Genomic DNA, 22,923 nt, shown 5'->3' with positions numbered 1-22,923 from the left:
CACGTGGTTCCGCGCGCACCGGCGGCATCGGGACCGGCGCCCGATCTCTTACAAATTTGCCCTTGGGGGCGCCACAGCGGAGTTCGTCTTGGCTGTTTCCAATATCATCGCTGACGATCCTGCTCCAGACGCCGCCAAGGCGTCGTCGGGAAGTTCGTTTTATCTCGCGATGCGCATCCTTCCCGCCGAGCAGCGGGACGCGATGTACCAGATCTACGCGTTCTGCCGGGCGGTCGACGATATCGCCGACGAAGGCACCCTGCCGCGCCGCGAGCGCGCGCTCGCGCTCGATCAGTGGCGCGAGGACATCGACGCGTGCTACGCCGGCAAGCCGAAGAAATCGCTCGAAGCGCTCACCCGCCACATCCAGGCTTTCCAGCTTTCACGCGACGACTTCCAGGCCGTGATCGACGGCATGGCGATGGACGCCGCCGGCGATATCGTCGCCCCCGACGAAGCCACGCTCGACCTCTATTGCGACCGGGTGGCGAGCGCGGTCGGGCGGCTGTCGGTGAGAATATTCGGGATGCACGAGGACGCCGGACGGCGGCTCGCGCACCATCTCGGCCGCGCGCTGCAACTGACCAACATCCTGCGCGACATCGACGAAGACGCGGAAATCGGCCGCGTGTACCTGCCGCGCGAACTGCTCGCGCGCGAAGGCATTTCTACGAGCGATCCGGCGAGCATCGTCGGCGATGCCCGCCTGCCGCGCGTGTGCGCCGTGCTCGCCGAGCGCGCGAAAGGCCATTACGCCCAGTCCGATGCGATCATGGCGGCGTCGCCGCGCGCCCAGGTGCGCGCCCCGCGCATCATGTCGGCGGCGTATCGCACCGTGCTCGACGCCAACCTGAAACGCGGCTTCGACCTGCCACGCACGCGCGTGCGCACGCCGCGTGCGCGCCTGCTGTGGATCGTGGCGCGCAACCTGATCTGATGTCCCGGCGTGTCTTCGTCGTCGGTGCGGGCGTCGCCGGCCTCGCCGCCGCGGTCGAGGCGCAGCGCCGCGGCGCGCGCGTCGTGCTGCACGAGGCGGCGCCTCACGCGGGCGGCCGTTGCCGCTCCTTCTTCGATGCAAAGCTCGGTGTCACGCTCGATAACGGCAATCATCTGCTGCTATCAGGCAATCAATCGACGATGGCCTATCTGCGTGCGATCGGCGCAACCGGCACGCTGATCGGTCCGACGCAGCCCGAGTATCCGTTCTTCGATGTCGCGACCGGCGACGCCTGGACCGTCCGCATGTCGCCGGGGCGCTTGCCGCGCTGGATCTTCGACGCCGAGACGCGTGTGCCGGGCACGCAGCCCGCCGACTACCTGCCGTACCTGCCGCTCTTCTGGGCTAAGCCGGGCCGCACGATCGAGGAATCGGTGCGCCGGAAGGATCGCGTATGGAGTCTTCTCGTGCGTCCGCTCCTGCGTGCGATGCTCAACGCCGATCCGTCCGAAGCGAGCGCGGAGCTCGCGGCCGGTTTGCTGCGCGAGACGGTCGCGCAGGGCGGTCAGGCGTGCCGTCCGCTGATCGCGAGAAGCGGGCTGTCGCATGCGTTCGTCGAGCCGGCGTTGCGGCTTTTGCAGTATGGCGGCGCGGAGATCCGGCTCGGTTCGCGCGTCGCGGGCATCGGGGTTTCGGGCACGGATTCGAAGGAGCGTGTAAGCTCGCTGGCTTTCGAAGGCGCGGCGGAGCCCGTCACGCTCGGCACGGGCGATGGCGTCGTGCTCGCCGTGCCGCCCGACGCGGCGCGCCGGCTGGTGCCGGACCTGACCGCGCCGGATGCATCGCGCGCGATCATGACCGTGCACTTCGCTGTGGACGCGCCGACGGGCTTTCAGCCGCTGACCTGCGTCGTCAACGGCATGTCGGACTGGATCTTCGCCGCCGACGGCCGGCTCTCGGTCACGCTCGCAAGCGCCGGCCGATGGCTCGCGACGCCGCACGAAGAACTCGCGCAGGCGGTATGGCTGGAGACGGCGAAGGCGGTGCGCATGCCCGCGGTGCCGACGCCGCCGTGGCAAGTCGTCGCCGAGGAGCACGCGACGTTTGCCGCCGTGCCGTCGCAGGAAGGCCTGCGGGCCGCCACGCGCACGCGCTGGCACAATTTCACACTCGCGGGCGACTGGACGGCGACCGGCCTGCCCGCGACGATCGAAGGCGCAATCCGCTCCGGCCAGAAGGCGGCGGACGCGCTGTTGAACCCATCGATGGAACGCTGATGAACGATTTATCCCTGTCGGCCGTGGGCGTGCAGGTTTCGGGCGCCTCGCTCGACGCTGCCGTCCACCGCGCCACCGATGCGCTGCTCGCGGCGCAACATCCGGAAGGCTACTGGCTCTACGAACTCGAAGCGGACGCAACCATCCCGGCTGAATACGTGCTGCTCGTCCACTATCTCGGCGAGACCGCCGACGAGAAGCTCGAAGCGAAGATCGGCCGGTATCTGCGCCGCATTCAACGCGCGGACGGCGGCTGGCCGCTCTTCACCGACGGCGCGATGGACGTCTCCGCGACCGTGAAGGCGTATTTCGCGCTGAAGATGATCGGCGATTCGGCCGACGCCGAACACATGCAGCGCGCCCGCCGCGCGATCCTCGCCGCGGGCGGTGCCGAGAAGGTGAACGTGTTCACGCGCATCCTGCTCGCGCTTTTCGGCGTCGTGTCGTGGCGCGCGGTGCCGATGATGCCCGTCGAAATCATGCGCCTGCCGATGTGGTTCCCGTTCCATCTGTCGAAGGTGTCGTACTGGGCGCGCACGGTGATCGTGCCGATGCTCGTGCTCAACGCGAAGCGCCCGCGCGCGCGCAATCCGCGCGGCGTGCGCATCGACGAGGTGTTCACGAATCCGCCGGTCAATACCGGCATGCCGTCGCGTTCGGGGCATCAGAGCCGCGGCTGGTTCGCGTTCTTCCGCGTCGTCGATTCGATCCTGCGCGTCGCCGATCCGCTGCTGCCCAAAGCCGGCCGCGAACGCGCGATCGATGAAGCGGTGCGCTTCGTCGACGAGCGCCTGAACGGCGAAGACGGCCTTGGCGCGATTTTTCCGGCGATGGCCAACTCGGTGATGATGTACGACGTCCTCGGCTATCCGCCCGAACATCCGAATCGCGCGATTGCGCGCAAGTCGCTCGACAAGCTCCTGATCGTCGACGACGCCGACGATGGCGAGGCGTATTGCCAGCCGTGCCTGTCGCCGGTGTGGGATACATCGCTCGCGGCGCATGCGCTGCTCGAAACCGGCATGCCAAAGGCGCGCTCGGCGGTGGCGCGCGGCCTCGAATGGCTCGTGCCGCTGCAGATTCTCGACGTGCGCGGCGACTGGATCTCCCGCCGTCCTGACGTGCGGCCGGGCGGGTGGGCATTCCAGTTCGCGAACCCGCATTATCCCGATGTCGATGACACGGCCGTCGTCGCGATGGCGATGGAGCGTGCCGATCGCGAGAACGGCACGGCGATGTACGGCGAGTCGATCGCGCGCGCGCGTGAGTGGGTCGTCGGCATGCAGAGCAGCGACGGCGGATGGGGCGCGTTCGAGCCGGAAAACACGCAGTACTACCTGAACAACATCCCGTTCTCGGATCACGGCGCGCTGCTCGACCCGCCGACGGTCGATGTCTCCGCGCGCTGCCTTTCGATGCTCGCGCAACTCGGCGAGACGTCGCTCAACAGCGAGCCCGCGCGTCGCGCGTTCGACTACATCGTGCGAGGCCAGGAGCGCGATGGAAGCTGGTACGGCCGCTGGGGCCTGAATTACATCTACGGCACCTGGTCGGCGATGTGCGCGCTGAACGCCGCCGGCGTCGCACCGACGGACCCGCGCATGAAGCGCGCGGCGGACTGGCTCGTCGGCATCCAGAACAGCGACGGCGGCTGGGGCGAGGACGGCGAGAGCTACAAGCTCGACTATCGCGGTTACGAACAGGCGCCGAGCACCGCGTCGCAGACGGCGTGGGCGCTGCTCGGACTGATGGCGGCGGGTCTGGTCGAGCATCCGGCGGTCGCGCGAGGCGTCGATTATTTGCTCAGGACGCAGCAGGCGCACGGCCTGTGGGACGAGACGCGCTTCACGGCGACAGGCTTCCCGCGCGTGTTCTACCTGCGCTACCACGGCTATCGCAAGTTCTTCCCGCTGTGGGCGCTCGCGCGCTATCGAAACCTGACACGCGACGGCCTCACGCGCGTGACGGCGGCAATGTGAACGCGCCCGTCGTCGCCGTGACCGGCATGGCGTTCGAGGCGAAGATCGTGCGCGGGCGGGGCGTCGATGTGGTGTTCGCGGCGCGCGCCGACTGGCTGGAGCGCGCGTTGTCCGATGCGATCGCGCGCGGCTGCTCGGGCATCATCAGCTTCGGCACGGCGGGCGGACTCGCGCCGGATATCGAGCCGGGCGAGTTGATCGTCGCCGAGAGCGTGTGCGGTCCGTTCGGCGAGTTGCATACCGATGCGGCGTGGTCGGCGCGCATCGTCGATGCGTTCGCGGGCACGCCTGTCGGGCGCGTCGTGCGGCGCGGCAGGATGGCGGGCGTCACCGCGCCCGTCAAGACCGAGGCGGAGAAGCGCTCGCTGCATTCGTCGACCGACGCGCTGGCCGTCGATATGGAATCGCATATTGCCGGGGCGATCGCGACGGCGCGCGGCTTGCCGTTCGCGGTGTGCCGGGCGGTCGTCGATCCGGCCTGGCGAACATTGCCGCCTGCCGCGACGGCCGGTTTGCGCGACGACGGCACGACGGCCATCGGTCCGATTCTGCGGGAATTGCTGCGCGATCCGGCGCAACTGGGCGCGCTGTTGCGGCTCGCGTCCGACGCTCGCGCGGCCCGCGCGACGCTCGTCCAGGCGCGGCATGCGCTGGGATCGGCGCGGGCTCTGGCGTTTGGCTGATCATTTTGTTCTCCCCTTGCTTTCTGCGGGTTAACCCTCACTTCGTTATAATCAGGGAAAACCCTTACCCAGCGCGCGTCTCTTCTCTGCACTTCGACGCGCGGTAAAGAAAGCGAGGTACCGCAAATGAATTTCCACACCCGTAAGTGGGTCAAGCCCGAAGATCTGAATCCGAACGGCAGCCTGTTCGGCGGGAGCCTTCTGCGCTGGATCGACGAAGAAGCCGCGATTTACGCGATTTCGCAGCTGGGCAATCAGCGCGTCGTGACCAAGTTCATGTCCGAAATCAACTTTGTGAGCTCGGCGCGTCAGGGCGACATCATCGAGCTGGGCATCACCGCGACGCATTTCGGCCGCACGTCGATCACGCTGCGCGCGGAAGTCCGCAACAAGATCACGCGCAAGAGCATTCTGACCGTCGAGAAGATGGTGTTCGTGAACCTCAACGAGCAGGGCGAGCCCGTGCCGCATGGCCGCACGAAGATTCGCTACGCCGACGAACTGTTCGAGGCGTATCGCCGTGATCAGGGCGGGGTGGAAGCGCCGAAAGTTTCCGACGACGATCTGATGGAGGAAGTGGCGGAAGAGGCCGCGCATTGATAGCGCACCCGCACACTAAAGACAAAACGGGCGCTCGGGCGCCCGTTTCCTTTCCGGCTTCGAGACCTGCCTACTTCCCCGCTGGCTGCGCCGCCGGATCGTCATACTGCGGCAATCCCTGAGCCTTGCTCGAGCTCGGCGACGGCTGCGCCTTCGGCGCGTTCTCCTCGGGCGCAGGCGACTTTCCGCCGACCCCACCCGCAGGCGATGCCGCCGCGCCCGGATCGACATACGTCGGCAAGCCTTGCTCCCTGCTGCCGCCGCCGCTTGAGCCTTCCGGCGCGCTGGCTCCCTCCGGCGCGCTCGCGCCTTCGGGCGCCGATGCGCCTTCATCGCCGTAATCGGGCAGCGAGCTCGCGCCGCCGCCGGTCAGCAAATATTGACGCCGCTGCGTGTATGCGTCGCGCACAAACGCGTATTTGTCGAGCGCGGCGGCCGAAAGCAGGTCGGTCGCGCCGATCAGGTCCGCACGCGCGCTCACGAAGTTCACGCCATAGAGCGGCCAGCGGATGCCCGCATCGGCATAACTGACGGGATTCACGCGCCAGTCGACGAGCCAGGTCGTCGAATCGCGAAACGAGCTCGGGCCGAGCAGCGGCAGCACCAGATACGGCCCCGACGGCATGCCGTAGTGCCCGAGCGTCAGGCCGAAGTCCTGATGGTGCTTCGGCAAGCCGGCGGGCGACGCGATATCGATCAGGCCGCCGATGCCGAACAGCGAGTTCATCGCGATGCGCATCAGATCCTGCGTCGCATCGGTGATCTTCAACTGCAGCAGGTTGTTCGCGAAGTTCGAGAAATCGCCCAGATTCGAGAAGAAATTGCTGACCGCGGTGCGGAACGGGCTCGGCGTGTAATCGACATAGAACTGCGCGACGGGCTTGGCGACGTAGGTATCGAGCGTGTCGTTGAACGTGAAGATCTTGCGGTTCATTGGCTCGAGCGGGTCTTTCGCATTGCGGTCCGGGCCGGTCGCGCAGCCCGTTGTTGCGAGCGCGCCCGCAATCGCCAGGCTCATCCCAAATCTGCGCAGTGCACGAGCGGTCACAGCCGTCGATCCCCACTTCATTCTTCAATTCCTCTTAGGTTGTCATGTCGTTGCGCCGCCCTGAGCTTCGCGCGGGCGGCCGCGCGCACCTTGCGCGGTTTGCCCATCAGGACGGGCTGGAAGACCACCGCGCCGATGAGCGTGCAAAAGAGCGACAGCGCCAGCAGCCGCCCCATGCTGGACGTGCCCGGATGATGAGAGAACCACAGGCTTCCGAACGCCGTCGCCGTCGTGGCCGCACTGAACATAACGGCATGCGTGAGGCTGGACTGAAGCAACCGCGTCTGCCCGGAACGCCACGCCATCACGAAATAGATCTTGAACGCCACGCCGACGCCCAGCATCAGCGGCAGCGCGATGATGTTCGCGAAGTTGAGCGGCATCCTGAAGACGACGCACAGTTCCAGCGTGACGATCGCGGAGACGAGCAACGGTACCAAAGTTCTCAAAACGTCGCCAAAACGGCGCAGCGCGATCCACAGCAGCACGGCGATCGCGATGAGCGAGTAGAGCGCCGCCTGCTCGAACGCCTTGATGATCGTCTCCGCCGAATGGCGCACGGAAATCGGCCCGCCGATCGCGTCGGGCGCGGCCTTCTGCACTGCGTCGGCGAAGCGGGCGAGGAGCGCGTCGTCGTTGGGATCGACCCCGGGCGGGATCCTCGGCGCGATGTCGACGAGCGCTTCGCCCTGCGGCGTCACGAACGACGCGACCATCTGCGGCGGCAGCGTGTCGCGCGTGATTTCCGCAGGCGTCAGGAGCGCGCGCAACTGCGCGAGCGCGAGGCGCAGCGGCTCGGCCATCGCGTGCTCGGCGCGGTCGCGCGTCGCGGCGTCGGCTTGCGCCAGCTTTGCGAGCGTCTCCGAAAGATGCTTCGCTTCCTTGTCGCCGGGGCCGGGATGCTCGTCGGCGGCGAGCGAAAGCTGGTTCGACACGCGTTTGAGCGCCGCGACGCGCACGGCGTCCGTCACGGGCGCTGCCGTCTGCTGATCGAGCGCGGGCAGCAGTTGATCGGCGGCGGCCTTGATGAGCTCGAGTTTCTTCGGCTGATCGGACGGGATGAGCGAGGAGAGCGTCGTCGCGCTCCCGACTTCCGGCAGTTTCCGCAGTTTCGCCGCGATGCCGTCGGCGTCGGCGAGCGAGGGCGCGAGCACCGCGACATCGTTCACCGCGCCTTCCGGCGAGTCCTTGAGCGCGATGAGCGTCGCCATCGACTCGGTATGCGGGTCTTTCAGATGCAGCGGATTGAAGTCGAAGCGCAGATCGAAGAGCAGCGGCAGCGCGCCGATGACGACCACGAGCGTGCCGATGAGCACCGGCTTGCGATGCCGGTCGAGGAACTCGTCGACGGGCGCGAGCACCGGAAAGCCCGGTGACTGCGCTTCGCCCGGCGGCGCGAACACTTTGATGAGCGCGGGCAACAGCGTCATGTTGGTCGCGTAGGCCACGAACATGCCGACGCCCGCGATCAGCCCCAGCTCCGAGACGCCGCGATACGCGGTCGGCAGAAACGAGAAGAAGCTCGCGGCGGTCGCGGCGGCGGCGAGCGTGAGCGGCACGGCGACATGGCGCGCGGTTTCCGCGAGCGAGACGTCGAGCCGCTTGTGCCGGTAACGCTCCTCGCGATACTTCACGCCGAACTGGATGCCGAAGTCCACGCCCAGGCCGACGAACAGCACCATGAACGCGACCGAGATCATGTTGAGCGCGTGGACCATCATGAGGCCGAGCGCGGCGGTGATCGCGAGCCCGACGAAGAGCGTGATGAACACCGCGAGGATCATGCGCTTCGAGCGCAGCGCGACCCAGAGGATCATCAGCACGACGAGGAAGGTCAGGGCGCCATTGAGCACGGCGCCGTCCTGCACGGATGCGAATTCCTCGTCGGCGAGCGGCTGTGCGCCCGTCAGATGCAGCGTCGCCCCATACTTTTTGTCGATGCCGAGCTCGGCGGCCTTCGCGCGAATCTCTTCCGATGTCCCCGCCGCCGCCTTCAGCGCATTGAAGTTCAGTTCCGGCAACACGGTGACGAACGCACGCCCGGGCGCCGCGCTGTTTGGCGAATCCGCGAGGCCGCGCCAGGAGAATGCGGCGGGCTGATTCGCGAGCACGCGGTCGAGCACGGCCGCGCTCCTGCCGAGCAGACCCGCCATCTGGCCGAGGCTGACCTGTCCGAGCGTCAGCGGCAGATTGAGCGTCGTGTTGAGGGTCTGCGCGAGGCCGGTGAGCGTCGGGTCGTGCGCGAGCGTGTTGATGAGCGGGCGCGCCTCTACGAGCTGCTTCGTGACCTGTTCGACCTTGTCCGTCGGCAGATAGAGCAGGCCGTTGTGCTCGAAGAACGCGCCGCCCTCGGGCTGCGACACCGACCTGAAGCGCTCCGGCTCTTTCGCGAGCGCGGCGGCGAGCTCGTTCGCGGCGGCATCGGCGAATTCCTGCGCCGGCGCCTGAACGACGATCAGCAGCGCCGCGCCGCGCTGCGGAAACGCCGCGTCGATCGCCTTGCTGCGCGCAGCCCACTCGGGCTCCGTCTCGATCAGCTGGCTGACATCGGTGCTGATTCTGAAGTGATGGACGACATAAATCGTGGAGAGCACGCCGAGCAGCAGCGAAACGGCGATAATCCACGCCGGCCGGCGGATGGCGAGGGTGACGAAGCGAGTAATGTTGGACGTCAGCATGAAGACGCTACCTGGTGTGCCCTGTTATCTTTTGTGCGTGCGAACGCGCGAATTGCATGATGCCGACCGCCGGGATCCGGATCACTCCATGAAACGACGTGGGAAGCCGCGCAAGTATACCGGGCGCACCGCAACACTCCATGCTTGAACTGTTGCGGCGCGGCGGTGTCGATATACTGACCTCGCAGCCAGCTGGCCGCCGCTGCAATGTCCGAAGGCCGCACAACCCGCGCCACCAAACCTGATTAGAGAACGGGTGCCATGAAACGCTATCTGTCTATTTGCTTCGCTTTCCTCCTAGCCTCGCTGTCCTTCGCGGGCGAGGCACTCGCACAAACGAGTCCCGATGCCGTCGTGAAGAGCGCCGTCGAAGGCACTGTCAACGCGATGAAGGCCGACCCGCAGGCGCGCGGCGGCGACATGGCGAAGATCACGCAGCTCGTCGAAACGCGCTTCCTGCCCGCTACCGACTTCCAGCGCACCACGCGCATCGCGGTGGGCAAGGCCTGGGCGAGCGCCACGCCCGAGCAGCAAAAGCAGCTTTACGACCAGTTCCAAACGCTTCTGGTTCGCACGTATGCGGCCTCGCTCTCGCAATTGCGCGATCAGGACGTGAAGTTCAAGTTCGATGCGCCCAACATCGATGCCAACACGAAAGACACAGTGGTCGAATCGCACGTCATTTCCACGGGCGGCGACAACCCCGTGCGCTATCGTCTGGAGAAGACGCCGCAGGGCTGGAAAATCTACGACATCGACATGATGGGCGCGTGGCTCATCCAGGTCTACCAGCAACAATTCGCCGGCCAGTTGCAAAAGGGCGGCGTCGACGGCCTCATCAAATTCCTTTCCGAGCACAACGCCCGGTCCGCAGGCTGAGTCGCGTCTCGTCGCGCTTCGTGTCTTCCGCCGAGGCCGGGCGTCACGTTCGGCGGTGCTCCACCGCGAACTTGATCAGCTCGGCCTGTCCGTCGATATCCAGTTTGCGCTTCAAATTCAGGCGATGCGTTTCCACCGTGCGCACCGACAGCCCGTGCTGCTGCGCGATCTGCTTGCTCGATAAGCCCTCGGCCAGCGCGTCGAGGACGTCGCGCTCACGCGGCGTCAGGCGTTCGAGCGGCGTCTGCATCGACTGTGCCTGAATCATGCGTGCGGCGAGCCCGGCGCTGAAAAAGGTCTTTCCGGCGAGCACCGCGTCGATCGCCTGAAGGATCTCCGCGGCGGGCGAATCCTTCAGCACGTAGCCGCTCGCGCCCGCGCGCACCGCCTGCTTCACGTACTCCACGTTGTCGTGCATCGACAGCATCAGCACGCGGATGCCCGGATGCCGCTCGTGAAAAAGCGCCGCCAGCTCGATGCCGCTCATGCCCGCCATGCCGACGTCCATCAGCGCGAGATCGGGCGGATTCGATTCGTCGGCGGCGAGCGCGAGCGCTTCTTTTGCGTTGCCCGCCTCGCCGGTCACGCAAAGACGCGGCACGGAGTCGAGTCGGGCGCGCAAGCCGTCGCGCACGAGCGGGTGATCGTCCACGAGAATGATGCGGGCGGGTTCAGCGCTCATCGGTAAGTCCTTGAAGATTGGGTGCGGCGAGCGGCAGCGGCACGCTCGCGGTGATCGACGTGCGGCCGAGTTGCGAGCCGATCGCCAGCGTGCCGCCGAGCGTGTCGAGCCGCTCGCGCATGTTGCGCAGTCCGACGCCGCTCGCCGGATCGGAGAGCGCGCCATGCGCGTCGAAGCCGCGGCCGTTGTCGGTGATGTCGAGCGTGACGGCGTGCGCGGCGATATCGAGCGTGATCACCGCGCGCGATGCCTGCGCGTGCCGCGCGATGTTGGTCAGCGCTTCCTGCGCGATGCGAAAGAGCACGGTGTTGACGGGATCGGGCAGCGTCGTGCGCTGCGTCGCACAGGGCTTGCCGTCGTCCATCGATTCGAAGCGCGCCTCGATGCCGTCCTGGCCGTCGAATTCGCGCACGAGCTGCTCCAGCGCCGCGGCGAGACCGAGGTCGTCGAGCATCGCGGGGCGCAGCGCATGCGAGATGCGGCGCACTTCGCGCAGCGTGCCCGAGAGACGTCCGAGGCTCGTCGCGAGCGCGGCCTCCGCGGTCGGCTCGCGCGCCGTGCCATGCTCGAAACGCGCGAGCGCCGATTCGAGCAGCAGCTTCACCGAGACGAGCATCTGGCTGATGCCGTCGTGCAACTCGCGCGAGAGCCGCGCGCGTTCCTGTTCCTGCGAATCCACCACTTGCCGCGCGAGGCGCTTCAGCTTCGCATCGGCGCTTCGATGCTCGCTGATGTTGAGCACCGCGCCGCACACCGCGATGATCGCGAGCCCGGCGAGCGCGATCGCGCCGATCCACATCAGCGTGCGCTCGATATTCGTGGCCGCCTGCGAGTCGATGCGCGCAAGCGTCGTCTCGACATCCTCCAGATAGATGCCCGTGCCCATCATCCAGCCCCAGCGCTCGAGCGGCACCACGTAACCGAGCTTGGGCGCGATCAGTCCGGTGGACGGCCGCCGCCAGACGTACCGGACGTAGCCGCCGCCTTTCGATGCCTGTTCGATGAGTTCCTGAATGGTCAGCGCGCCGTTCGGGTCGCGCATCAGCCAGAGGTCGCGTCCGACGAGATCCGGCTGGCGCGGATGCATGAGCGATGTGCCGTGCATCGTGTAGACGAAAAAGTAGCCGTCCTGTCCGAAATCGAGCCGCTGCAGCGCGTCGAGCGCGAGGCGGCGGCGTTCGTCGTCGCTGCGCGGGTCGGTCGCGGGAGCATCATAGTATGGCGCGATCGCGCTCTTCGCGATCTCGACGTAATGCCGCAGCTCGATCTCCTTGCTCGCCATGTAGGCGGCCTGCGTCGTCTCGTGCTGCGCCTGCGCGAGCGACTGCGCCTGCTGGCGTACACCGTAGGTGATTCCACCGATCGCCAGCGCGAACGGCACGATCGCAAGCAGGAAGATCTTTGCCTTGAGATTCATTGATACAGGGTTTTCCGCTACGTGAAGCCACGTAGTACGCATACGTAGTTATGCGCTTGTAAGCGCCCGGGCGAAAGCGAATACTACCGCCCAATGCGCTATCACGGCGCATCCATCGACCTGACGGGTCAATAACTAAGGAGACGCCATGAATCGGGCTTCCGGATTCCTGGTCTGGATCGCGCTCGCGCTATTGGGCGCGTTCGCATTCGGCACCATTGCACTCGCGCACGGCGAGCGTATCAGCGCACTGTGGATCGTCATCGCGGCGGTCTGCGTCTATCTCATCGCTTATCGGTTCTATTCGCGCTTCGTTGCGGCGAAAGTGCTGCAACTCGACGGCCTGCGCATGACGCCGGCCGTTCGTCATAACGATGGCCTCGACTACGTGCCGACGAACAAGTACGTGCTCTTCGGCCATCACTTCGCCGCGATCGCGGGCGCGGGCCCGCTGGTAGGCCCTGTGCTGGCCGCGCAGATGGGCTACACGCCCGGCATGCTGTGGATACTCGCCGGTGTGGTGTTCGCGGGCGCGGTGCAGGATTTCGTCATCCTGTTCATCTCGACGCGACGCGACGGCCGCTCGCTCGGCGATCTCATCAAGATGGAGCTGGGCACCGTGCCCGGCGTGATCGCGCTTTTCGGCGCGTTCCTCATCATGGTGATCATTCTCGCGGTGCTCGCGCTGATCGTCGTCAAAGCGCTGACCAATTCGCCGTGGGGCACGTTCACCGTCGCGGCGACCATTCCGATCGCGCTCTTCATGGGCGTCTATACGCGCTACATCCGTCCGGGGCGCATCGGCGAGGTGTCGATCATCGGTTTCATCGGCCTGATGCTCGCGATCGTGTACGGCGGCCAGGTCGCGGAATCGGCGACGTTCGCGCCGTATTTCACGTTCACCGGCGTGCAGCTCGTGTGGATCCTGATCGGCTACGGTTTCGTCGCGTCGGTGCTGCCGGTGTGGCTGCTGCTCGCGCCGCGCGATTATCTGTCGACTTTCCTCAAGATCGGCACGATTCTGGGTCTCGCGGTCGGCATTCTGATCGTCGCGCCCGAACTGAAGATGCCGGCGTTCACCAAGTTTGTCGATGGCAGCGGGCCGGTGTGGTCGGGCAACCTGTTCCCGTTCCTGTTCATCACGATCGCGTGCGGCGCGGTGTCGGGCTTCCATGCGCTCATCTCGTCGGGCACGACGCCCAAGATGATCGATAACGAAGTCAACATGCGCTTCATCGGTTATGGCGCGATGCTGATGGAGTCGTTCGTCGCGATCATGGCGCTCGTCGCCGCCTGCGTGATCGAGCCGGGCGTGTACTTCGCGATGAACAGCCCCGCCGCGCTGCTCGGCTCGACGCCCGAAGCGGTCGCGCAGACCGTCTCGAGCTGGGGCTTCGCGCTGACGCCGGACATGCTGACGGCGACGGCGAAGGCGGTCGGCGAGACGACCATCGTGGCGCGTGCCGGCGGCGCGCCGACGCTCGCGGTCGGCATGGCGCAAATTCTTCATCAGGTGATCGGCGGCCCGGCGATGATGGCGTTCTGGTATCACTTCGCCATTCTGTTCGAAGCGCTCTTCATCCTGACCGCGGTCGATGCGGGCACGCGCGCCGGCCGCTTCATGCTGCAGGATCTGCTCGGCACGTTCCATCCGGCGCTGCGCCGCACGGAGTCGCTTCCGGCCAACCTCATCGCGACGGGCCTGTGCGTCGCCGCGTGGGGCTACTTCCTGTATCAGGGCGTGGTCGATCCGTTCGGCGGCATCAACACGCTGTGGCCGCTCTTCGGCATCTCGAATCAGATGCTCGCGGGCATCGCGCTGATGCTCGGCACCGTCGTGCTGTTCAAGATGAAGCGCGAGCGCTACGCGTGGGTCACGCTCGTGCCGACGATCTGGCTGCTCATCTGCACGTTGACGGCCGGCTGGCAGAAGATTTTCGACGCGAATCCGAAGGTCGGCTTCCTCGCGCACGCGGGCAAGCTGAAGGACGCGTACGACGCGGGCAAGGTGATGGCGCCGGCGAAGTCGCTCGCGGAGATGCAGCGCATCATCTTCAACGATTACGTCGATGCGGCGCTTGCCGGGTTGTTCATCTTCGTGGTGGTGAGCATCGCGGTGTACGGCGTGCTGGCCGTGTTGCGCGCGCGTCGCGAAACGAAGCCGACGGTGCGCGAGACGCCATTCGAGGCGATGCCCGCCGGCGCGGGCGCAGCGGTTCGTTCGGGCCACTAGGAGCGCACGATGTTCACCGATCTTCGGCAAGCAGGACGCTATCTCGGCCAGACGATGCGTCTGATGGTCGGAATGCCTGATTACGACGCTTATGTCACGCACATGCAGACGACGCATCCCGACAAGCCGATGATGAGCTATGCGGAGTTTTTCCGTGAGCGTCAGGAGGCGAGGTACGGATCGGGAGCGGGGAAGTGCTGCTGAGCTGATGCGGCTTAGCAGTGGTTGACGAGAACGCGACGGCGAGAGCCGTCGCGTTTTTTGTGCGTGTAGAAATGGCAATGTTCGATCTCGCCGCTCGAAGCGTTGCCGATCCGATGGAACCCGTCGCCGTAGATGATCGGGAGGCCCTCAAAGATCAAGGGCGGCGAACATGAAAGCAAAAAGGGCGGGTGACCCAAGTCACCCGCCCTTCGCATTTCCAAACGTCCGATAAGCGCCTCAGTTCACCGCCGCCGCCGTCTTCGAACCCTTGTTCTTCTGCATGCGGCCGATCTCTTCCAGCTTGATTTCGACGTGCTTCGAGAACACGTATTCGGCCGGACGCTGCTTGTCGATCGGCAGGTCCTTGGCGAATGCGCCCGTCGTGCGCGGACCCGAAAGGGCGATCTTCGCGGCCTTGAGCGGATGCGCCACCGTATCCATCACGGCCGTCGCCTCGAAGCCGCAGTGGACCATGCAGTCCGCGCACTTTTCGTACTTGCCGGTGCCGTACTTGTCCCAGTCGGTGGTTTCCATCAGTTCCTTGAAGGTCTTCACGTAACCTTCGCCGACCAGATAGCAGGGCTTTTGCCAACCGAACACCGTGCGTGCCGGGTTGCCCCACGGCGTGCACTGATACGTCTGGTTGCCCGCGAGGAAGTCGAGGAACAGCGTGGACTGGCTGAACGACCAGTTCTTGCCGTTGTTGCCGCGCTTGAAGATTTCGCGGAACAGATTCTTGGTCTTTTCGCGATTCAGGAAGTGCTGCTGATCCGGCGCGCGCTCATACGCGTAGCCCGGCGAGACGGTGATGCCATCGACGCCGATCGGGCCGAGCGTGTCGAAGAACTTCGCGACGCGCTCGGGTTCGGCATCGTTGAACAGCGTGCAGTTGATGTTTACGCGAAAGCCGCGGCGCTTCGCTTCCTTGATGGCGGCGACGGCCTTGTCGTAGGTGCCCGGCTGCGAAACCGAGTGATCGTGCGCCTCGCGGTCGCCGTCGAGGTGCACCGACCAGACGAAGTACGGGCTCGGCTCGTAATCGTCCATCTTCTTTTCCATCAGCAGCGCGTTCGTGCAGAGATACACGAACTTCTTGCGCGCCATGATGCCCTTCACGATCTGCGGCATTTCCTTGTGCAACAAAGGCTCGCCCCCCGCGATCGACACGACCGGCGCCCCGCATTCGTCGACGGCGCCGAGACACTCTTCCAGCGACAGGCGCTGGTTCAGGATCGGATCCGGATAGTCGATCTTGCCGCAGCCGTTACAGGCGAGATTGCAGCGGAAGAGCGGTTCCAGCATCAGCGCGAGCGGGTAACGCTTGTTGCCCGTCAGGTGCTGCTTGAAGATGTAGGCGCCTACGCGGGCCTTCTGGAGCATCGGGATAGACAATTGCGTCCTCTCCTTATTCTTCGCGAATCGCGGTTGCCGCAACGGCGGCGACCGGCTGAGTGAGCTTCGCGGGAAGTTTGAATTCGACCTTCTCCTCGCGGCCGTTCATCGTCGTGACTTCGACGTTTCCGAACGCGCGCAGGGCATCGATCACATGTTTGACCATTTCCTCGGGCGCCGAAGCGCCCGCGGTGATGCCGACCGTCTGCACATTGGCAAACCACTCCGGCTTGATCTCTGAACCGTCCGCGACGAGGTAGCTCGGAACGCCGGTCTCGGCGCCGATTTCCCGCAGGCGGTTGGAATTGGAACTGTTGGTCGCGCCGACCACGAGCAGCACGTCCACCTGGCTCGACAGCTCGCGCACGGCGGCCTGGCGGTTTTGCGTCGCGTAGCAGATGTCGCGCGTGTCCGGGCCGACGATATCCGTGAAGCGGCGCTGCAAGGCATCGATGATGCCGCGCGTGTCATCGACCGAAAGCGTGGTCTGCGTGACGTAGGCGACGGGCGTGTCCGGCGCGAGCGTCATCTTTTCCACTTCGGCCTCGCTCTGCACCAGCACGACTTCGGCCGGAATCTGCCCGATCGTGCCCTCGACTTCCGGATGACCCGCGTGGCCGATCAGAATGAGCGTGCGTCCCTGCGATACGTACTGCCGCCCCTGCACATGAACTTTCGTGACGAGCGGGCAAGTGGCGTCCAGCACGTCGAGCCCGCGCGTCTGCGCATCCTTTTCGACGCTCTGCGCGACGCCGTGCGCACTGAAGATCGCGACCGCGCCGTGCGGCACTTCATCCAGTTCCTCGACGAAACGCGCACCCTTGCTGCGCAGGTTGTCGACGACATGACGGTTGTGAACGATCTCGTGACGCACATAGACAGGCGCGCCATGCCGTTCGAGGGCCCGATCGACGATTTCGATCGCACGGACCACGCCCGCACAAAAGCCGCGGGGTTGAGCAAGGATGATACGCATATTCGAACGAACTCCGACTGACGCGGGTTTCGGGATAGCCGGCGCGAAGCTCGCGCTTTCCGTTGATTCGGCGTTCGTGACGTCTCGGAAACGTCAGGAGAGCGCCAGGAAAGCAGACCGGAAAAAAAGACACGGTGATTGTGGTCTGCGCGCCGAAGTTGACCGCGTATTCTAACCCGTTCCCTTTTTGGGTGCTCAATGGCCGCTTCACTGCACAGCCCGTCGCGCGCGTCAGTACGACAATTTTGAGAAGCCAGTAAACTGTCGCGTCTTGCCGTCATGCGGTCCGGGGCGTTCGCCCTACGGCGTTCATCCGTGTCTATTTCCCGCAACGCGCCGTCGACCGCACCTTCCGGCTGCGCCACCGTTTCCAAGCTAATCGTTTATTTCATGCTACTGATCGCCTGGCTGTCTTTTTTGATCTGGATTGTGCTGCTGTTCGCACGCGGCGGCTTCTGGCGCGCGGAACCCGCGCCGGCGCTGTCCGATACGACGGTCCACGCCGTCGGCAACGCGGAGATCGCGCGCCGCGGCGCATGGCCCGCGCTCGTGGCCGTCGTACCGGCGCGCAACGAGGCCGACGTCATCGGGCGGGCGGTTGGCTCGCTGCTGAAGCAGGACTACGCGGGCGCGTTTCATGTGATCGTCGTCGATGACCACAGCACCGACGGCACCGCGAGCGTCGCGCTCGCCGCCGCCCGCGATCTCGGGCTCGAAGATCGTCTGACCGTGCTGACCGCGCAGCCGCTGCCGCCGGGCTGGTCGGGCAAGGTGTGGGCGCAGTCGCAGGGCATCGGCGCGATCGATTCGCTTGGCCTGCCCGCCGAGTTCCTGCTCCTGACCGACGCCGACATCCATCATCCGGCCGATGCCGCGACGCAACTCGTCGCGCGCACGATTCTCGAAGACCGCGATCTGGTCTCGCTGATGGTGCGTCTGCGTTGCGATTCGCTCTGGGAGAAGGTGCTGATTCCGGCATTCGTGTTTTTCTTCGCGAAGCTCTATCCGTTCGCCTGGGTCAACGACGTGAAGAAGCCGACGTCCGGCGCGGCGGGCGGCTGCATGCTCGTGCGCCGCTCGGCGCTCGTGGAGGCGGGCGGGATCGAATCGATCCGTCAGGAACTGATCGACGATTGCAGTCTCGCCGCGCGCATCAAGCATCGCGCGGGCCGCAACGACGCGCGACCCATCCGGCTCGATCTCGCCGCGCGCAGCGAATCGCTGCGTCCTTACGAAAGCTGGCGCGATATCTGGAACATGATCGCCCGCACGGCGTTCACGCAACTGCGCTATTCGCCGCTGCTGCTGGCCGGCACGGTGCTCGGCATGGCGCTGATCTATCTCGCGCCGCCGGTGCTCGCGCTCGTCTACGGCGCGCGCGCCTGGCCCGCATGCGCCGCGTGGGCGATCATGTGCATCGCCTATGGTCCGATGCTGCGCTATTACGGCAGGTCGCTCTTATGGGCGCCGCTCCTGCCGCTCGTCGCGTTGTTCTACGTGAGCGCGACGATCGGCTCGGCCGTGCGTTACTGGAGCGGGAAGGGCGGGCAATGGAAGGCGCGCGTGCAGGCGCCGACTCAGGAGGGTTCGTAAGCGGCAGTTCGCGCTTATTTCTTCGTCAACATGGCATACAGCTCGATGACCATGTTCGGCGAAAACGTGAACGGCACCCAGCCGTGGCCGCTGTGACGCAGGACCAGCAGCCGGTCGCCGTTCGCGTGTTTCTGCGTCGCCATGACCGGATTTTTGGTGGCCGCGAAGCGCCATCCGGGCGGGATGCCCGTCGGCTGCTCCACCGTCATCGACGCGCGCACGTTCGACAATTGCTCGATCAGCTCCGACACGCCTTCCGGGCTCAGCTTCACCGTCTTGCCCGCAATCGTCATTTCGACCGCGTTGCGCTCCGGTCGCGAGACGACGAGCGTGGGCGGCTCGTTCAGGCCGGGCGGTTCGGCGGGCGCAGCGGAACCGTCCGGTTCGCGCACGTTGCCCAGCGCGGGCGGTTCGTCCGGCGAAACTTCACTGGACGGCGTCGCGGCTTCGGTCGATTCAACGGATGTTCGGACAGATGCGGCTGCGGTCTGGAGGAGCGTGTCGAGGCTCGACTCCAGCGCGCCGAGCTGGTCTTGTAGATTCATGCGAGTGTGTCTGTGTCTGGCAAGCGGGCGGCGAGGCAACGATTCTACCCGCTCGAATTTGGCGAGGTCGGCACAGGTTGTAACCAATTGCACCGAGCGTGCGGATTACACGACAGATTTCTTCGATGCCGATGGCGGCATCGTGCGATGCGGCGGCTCAAAAACAAAACCGGCATCCCCGAAGAGATGCCGGTCGATCGGGGCGCGCATGACGCGCCCGTACCGCGCTTTACTGCGCGCGCACTTGCGCGAGCGCGGCGTTGAACGTCTTGCTCGGACGCATCACCGCTTCGAGCTTCTTCTCGTCCGGCTTGTAATAGCCGCCGATGTCGGCCGCATTGCCCTGCACGGCGGCGAGTTCGTCGACGATCTTCTGCTCGTTCTCGGCGAGCGTCTTCGCGAGCGGCGCGAACAGTCCGGCGAGTTCCTTGTCGTCCGTCTGCGATGCGAGCTCTTGCGCCCAGTACATCGCGAGATAGAACTGGCTGCCGCGATTGTCGAGCTGGCCGGTCTTCGGCGACGGGCTCTTGTTGTTGTCGAGCAGCTTGCCGGTGGCGGCGTCGAGCGCCTTCGCGACGAGCTTCGCACGCGCGTTGTCGTTCTTGATGCCGAGCTCTTCGAGCGACACCGCCAGCGCGAGGAATTCGCCAAGCGAGTCCCAGCGCAGGTGGTTCTCCTGCACGAGCTGCTGCACGTGCTTCGGCGCCGAGCCGCCCGCGCCGGTCTCGTACAGGCCGCCGCCCGCCATCAGCGGAACGATCGACAGCATCTTCGCGCTCGTGCCGAGTTCCATGATCGGGAACAGGTCGGTCAGATAGTCGCGCAGGATGTTGCCGGTGACCGAGATCGTGTCCATGCCGCGAATCACGCGCTCGAGCGTGTAACGCATCGCGCGCACCTGCGACATGATCTGGATGTCGAGGCCCGTGGTGTCGTAATCCTTCAGGTACGTCTCGACCTTCTTGATGAGTTCGGCTTCGTGCGGACGATACGGGTCGAGCCAGAACACCGCCGGCGTGCCCGAGTTCTTCACGCGCGTGACGGCGAGCTTCACCCAGTCCCGGATCGGCGCGTCCTTCACGAGGCACATGCGCCAGATGTCACCCTTCTCGACTTCCTGCGTGAGCCCTTCGATGACTTCGTTCGTCGCGTTATCGACGATACGCGCCGTGCCGTCTTCCGCGATCTCGAACGTCTTGTCGTGCGAGCCGTACTCCTCGGCCTTCTGCGCCATCAGGCCGACGTTCGGCACCGTGCCCATGGTCTTGGGATCGAACGCGCCGTTCGTCTTGCAGAAATTGATGATTTCCTGATAGATGCGCGCGAACGTGCTTTCCGGAATCAGGCACTTCGTGTCTTGCGGACGGCCGTCGGCGCCCCACATCTTGCCGCCGGCGCGGATCATCGCGGGCATGGAAGCGTCGACGATCACGTCGTTCGGCGCGTGCAGGTTCGAGATGCCCTTGGCCGAATCGACCATCGCGAGCGCCGGGCGGTGCTCGTGGCACGCGTGCATGTCGCGGATGACTTCGTCGCGCTGCGATTCCGGCAGCGCCTCGATCTTCGTGTACAGATCGACGAGGCCGTTGTTCACATTGATGCCGAGCTCTTCGAAGAGCTTCGCGTGCTTCGCGAACGCGTCCTTGTAGAACACCTTCACGGCGTGGCCGAAGACGATCGGGTGCGAGACCTTCATCATGGTCGCCTTCACGTGCAGCGACAGCATGACGCCGGTCTTGCGCGCGTCTTCCATCTGCTCTTCGTAGAATTCGACGAGCGCCTTCTTGCTCATGAACATGCTGTCGACGATCTCGCCTTCCTGCAGCTTGACCTTCGGCTTGAGCACGATGGTTTCGCCGCGCTTCGTGACGAGTTCCATGCGCACTTCGCGGGCGCGGTCGTTCGTGATCGACTTTTCGCCGTGATAGAAGTCGCCGTGCTTCATGTGCGCGACGTGCGTGCGCGAGGCCATGCTCCACTCGCCCATGCTGTGCGGATGCTTCTTCGCGTAGTTTTTCACGGCGAGCGGCGCGCGGCGGTCCGAGTTGCCTTCGCGCAGCACCGGGTTCACGGCCGAGCCGAGGCACTTTCCATAGCGCGCGCGAATGGCTTTCTCTTCGTCGTTCTTCGGCTCTTCGGGATAGTCGGGCAGTTTGTAGCCCTTCGACTGGAGTTCCTTGATCGCGCTCGTCAACTGGTGCAAGGACGCGCTGATGTTCGGCAGCTTGATGATGTTGGTGTCGTCGAGCTGCGTGAGGCGGCCGAGCTCGGCGAGGTTGTCGGGGACCTTCTGCTCGTCGGTCAGGAATTCGGGGAATTCGCCCAGAATGCGCGCGGCGACGGAGATGTCGCTCGTCGCGACATTGACGCCCGCCGGCGCGGTGAATGCACGGATGATCGGCAGAAAGGCGCTGGTCGCGAGCAGCGGAGCTTCGTCGGTCAGGGTGTAGATGATGGTGGGTTGCTGATTACTCATCGCTTGTCTCGACATCCGAAAACAGGTTGGAAAAAACCGCCGGCCTCGGCACCCCTCCGGCAACAAAGCGCTATTCTGCCTGATTTTGCGAGGCGCGCGTGTGAATTTCGCCATGCGCGAACGGCCAAAACGGACGTTTATCGTGCTATATCAATAACTTAACTTTTTTCAAGTCTTATACAAGAGTTGCGCGCCGGCGCGCCATTGCGCCGCGCGGAACGTTTCACGAAATGATTTGGTGCTTCACGTGACGAGATACCCGTTTGCCCGGAACCAGTCGAGCGCATCCTTCAATCCTTCCCGATACGGCCGCGCGCTGTAGCCCAGCACGCGTTCGGCCTTGGCCGATGTGAAGTACATCTTGTTCTTCGACATGCGCAGTGCATCGACGGTCACGAACGGCTCCTTGCCGCTCACCTTGGCGAACAGTTCGGCGCCGACCGCGAGCGGATAGAGCGGCCCGCGCGGCAGCCTGATGGTCGGCGGCTTGCGCCCGACGAATCCGGCGATGTCCGCGAGCATCTGCTGCAAGGGCAGGTTCTCGCCGCCGAGGATGTACCGCTCGCCGGTCTTGCCACGTTCCAGCGCGAGGAAGTGTCCGTTCGCGACGTCGTCGACATGGACGAGATTCAGGCCCGTATCGACGAAGGCGGGAATCTTGCCCGTCGCCGCTTCGACGATGATGCGCCCGGTCGGTGTCGGACGCACGTCGCGCGGGCCGATCGGCGTCGACGGATTGACGATCACCGCGGGCAGCGCGTTCCGCGCGACCATGCGCTCCACGGCGCGCTCGGCGAGCACCTTGCTGCGCTTGTACGCGCCGATCGTGCTTGCCGCGTCCGACGGCTTCGTCTCGTCGACGATCACGCCCGAACTCGTCACCTTCAGGGTCGCGACGCTGCTGGTATAAACGATGCGCTCGACGCCTTCGGCCAGCGCCGCGCGCATCGTCGCCTCGGTGCCTTCGAGATTCGCGCGCTCGATTTCGCTCGGGTCGGGCGCCCAGATGCGGTAATCGGCCGCGACGTGGAACAGGAAGCGCACGCCCTTGAGCGCCGCGCGCATCGACGCTTCGTCGCGCATGTCGCCGACGACGATCTCCGCATTCAGCGATTCGACGTTCTTGCGCGGGCTGGTCTTGCGCACGAGCACGCGCACGTCGAAACCGCGTTCGATGGCGAGCCGTGCGACCGCGGACCCGACGAACCCCGAGGCGCCCGTGACGAGCACGCGAGAGCCGGAAAAATCAGTCATTCTTACCTCGTTAAAAACGCTGGCGCGGCCGTGTTTCGTAACAACTGCCGCGCGGGAAAGCATGCGCCGA

The 22,923-nt window shown here is 65.3% G+C and carries 18 protein-coding genes; 9 read left to right on the top strand and 9 right to left on the bottom strand.

What is annotated here, in order from left to right:
• Nucleotides 1-88 precede the first annotated feature (88 nt).
• From hpnD to NCS58_RS20955, 5 genes are all read left to right on the top strand, one after another.
• The gene (gene hpnD / locus NCS58_RS20975) at nt 89-937 is read left to right on the top strand and encodes a presqualene diphosphate synthase HpnD (protein WP_061120000.1); all 849 of its coding nucleotides are present in this window, start codon (nt 89-91) and stop codon (nt 935-937) included.
• Nucleotides 937-2,214, top strand: coding sequence for a hydroxysqualene dehydroxylase HpnE (hpnE, locus tag NCS58_RS20970; RefSeq protein ID WP_250477524.1), 1,278 nt, complete (start codon nt 937-939; stop codon nt 2,212-2,214). Before hpnD ends, hpnE begins: the two co-directional genes overlap by 1 nt.
• A complete protein-coding gene (gene shc, locus NCS58_RS20965; RefSeq protein WP_061119998.1) occupies nt 2,214-4,193 on the top strand; it encodes a squalene--hopene cyclase in 1,980 nt (659 codons plus the stop codon). Before hpnE ends, shc begins: the two co-directional genes overlap by 1 nt.
• Entirely contained in the window at nt 4,190-4,876 is a 687-nt protein-coding gene (locus NCS58_RS20960) for a phosphorylase (protein WP_086961369.1), read from the top strand. The genes shc and NCS58_RS20960 overlap by 4 nt, the downstream gene beginning before the upstream one ends.
• Before the next feature lie 126 nt (nt 4,877-5,002).
• Nucleotides 5,003-5,476, top strand: a complete 474-nt coding sequence (locus NCS58_RS20955; RefSeq protein ID WP_061119997.1) for an acyl-CoA thioesterase — start codon at nt 5,003-5,005, stop codon at nt 5,474-5,476.
• A 70-nt stretch (nt 5,477-5,546) separates the two neighbouring features.
• On the opposite strand, the gene NCS58_RS20950 is transcribed toward NCS58_RS20955, so the two are convergent.
• Both NCS58_RS20950 and NCS58_RS20945 read right to left on the bottom strand, forming a co-directional pair.
• A complete protein-coding gene (locus NCS58_RS20950; RefSeq protein ID WP_061119996.1) occupies nt 5,547-6,494 on the bottom strand; it encodes a VacJ family lipoprotein in 948 nt (315 codons plus the stop codon).
• Between the two features lie 47 nt (nt 6,495-6,541).
• A complete protein-coding gene (locus NCS58_RS20945; protein WP_061119995.1) occupies nt 6,542-9,202 on the bottom strand; it encodes an MMPL family transporter in 2,661 nt (886 codons plus the stop codon).
• A 261-nt stretch (nt 9,203-9,463) separates the two neighbouring features.
• Between NCS58_RS20945 and NCS58_RS20940 the strand changes: the two genes are divergently transcribed.
• Nucleotides 9,464-10,081, top strand: coding sequence for a phospholipid-binding protein MlaC (locus tag NCS58_RS20940; protein ID WP_061119994.1), 618 nt, complete (start codon nt 9,464-9,466; stop codon nt 10,079-10,081).
• Nucleotides 10,082-10,124: 43 nt separating this feature from the next.
• Here NCS58_RS20940 and NCS58_RS20935 read toward each other — a convergent pair whose 3' ends face one another.
• Both NCS58_RS20935 and NCS58_RS20930 read right to left on the bottom strand, forming a co-directional pair.
• On the bottom strand, nt 10,125-10,763 hold the full coding sequence (locus NCS58_RS20935) for a response regulator transcription factor (RefSeq protein WP_061119993.1): 639 nt from the start codon (nt 10,761-10,763) through the stop codon (nt 10,125-10,127).
• A complete protein-coding gene (locus NCS58_RS20930) occupies nt 10,753-12,180 on the bottom strand; it encodes a cache domain-containing protein (protein ID WP_061119992.1) in 1,428 nt (475 codons plus the stop codon). Before NCS58_RS20930 ends, NCS58_RS20935 begins: the two co-directional genes overlap by 11 nt.
• Before the next feature lie 148 nt (nt 12,181-12,328).
• On the opposite strand from NCS58_RS20930, the gene NCS58_RS20925 reads away from it, so the two are divergent.
• A complete protein-coding gene (locus NCS58_RS20925) occupies nt 12,329-14,413 on the top strand; it encodes a carbon starvation CstA family protein (protein WP_061119991.1) in 2,085 nt (694 codons plus the stop codon).
• 9 nt (nt 14,414-14,422) lie between these two features.
• Nucleotides 14,423-14,617, top strand: a complete 195-nt coding sequence (locus tag NCS58_RS20920; RefSeq protein WP_061119990.1) for a YbdD/YjiX family protein — start codon at nt 14,423-14,425, stop codon at nt 14,615-14,617.
• Nucleotides 14,618-14,854: 237 nt separating this feature from the next.
• Here NCS58_RS20920 and hpnH read toward each other — a convergent pair whose 3' ends face one another.
• On the bottom strand, nt 14,855-16,009 hold the full coding sequence (hpnH, locus tag NCS58_RS20915) for an adenosyl-hopene transferase HpnH (RefSeq protein WP_061119989.1): 1,155 nt from the start codon (nt 16,007-16,009) through the stop codon (nt 14,855-14,857).
• A gap of 13 nt (nt 16,010-16,022) precedes the next feature.
• Nucleotides 16,023-16,985, bottom strand: coding sequence for a 4-hydroxy-3-methylbut-2-enyl diphosphate reductase (gene ispH, locus NCS58_RS20910; RefSeq protein WP_061119988.1), 963 nt, complete (start codon nt 16,983-16,985; stop codon nt 16,023-16,025).
• A gap of 390 nt (nt 16,986-17,375) precedes the next feature.
• On the opposite strand from ispH, the gene NCS58_RS20905 reads away from it, so the two are divergent.
• Nucleotides 17,376-18,578: a glycosyltransferase gene (locus NCS58_RS20905; RefSeq protein WP_061119987.1), complete on the top strand. Its 1,203-nt coding sequence runs from the start codon at nt 17,376-17,378 to the stop codon at nt 18,576-18,578.
• Nucleotides 18,579-18,592: 14 nt separating this feature from the next.
• Here the strand turns inward: NCS58_RS20905 and NCS58_RS20900 are convergent, their stop codons facing one another.
• From NCS58_RS20900 to hpnA, 3 genes are all read right to left on the bottom strand, one after another.
• Nucleotides 18,593-19,123, bottom strand: coding sequence for a hypothetical protein (locus NCS58_RS20900; protein WP_061119986.1), 531 nt, complete (start codon nt 19,121-19,123; stop codon nt 18,593-18,595).
• Between the two features lie 229 nt (nt 19,124-19,352).
• Nucleotides 19,353-21,599, bottom strand: a complete 2,247-nt coding sequence (locus tag NCS58_RS20895) for an NADP-dependent isocitrate dehydrogenase (RefSeq protein ID WP_061120048.1) — start codon at nt 21,597-21,599, stop codon at nt 19,353-19,355.
• Nucleotides 21,600-21,842: 243 nt separating this feature from the next.
• A complete protein-coding gene (gene hpnA / locus NCS58_RS20890) occupies nt 21,843-22,853 on the bottom strand; it encodes a hopanoid-associated sugar epimerase (RefSeq protein ID WP_061119985.1) in 1,011 nt (336 codons plus the stop codon).
• Nucleotides 22,854-22,923 lie beyond the last annotated feature (70 nt).

The sequence above is a fragment of the Caballeronia sp. INML3B genome (assembly GCF_023631305.1).
GTDB classification, from domain to species: domain Bacteria; phylum Pseudomonadota; class Gammaproteobacteria; order Burkholderiales; family Burkholderiaceae; genus Caballeronia; species Caballeronia turbans.
Note: the sequence above shows the minus strand (reverse complement) of the source record. Positions and strands in the feature narration are given on the sequence as shown.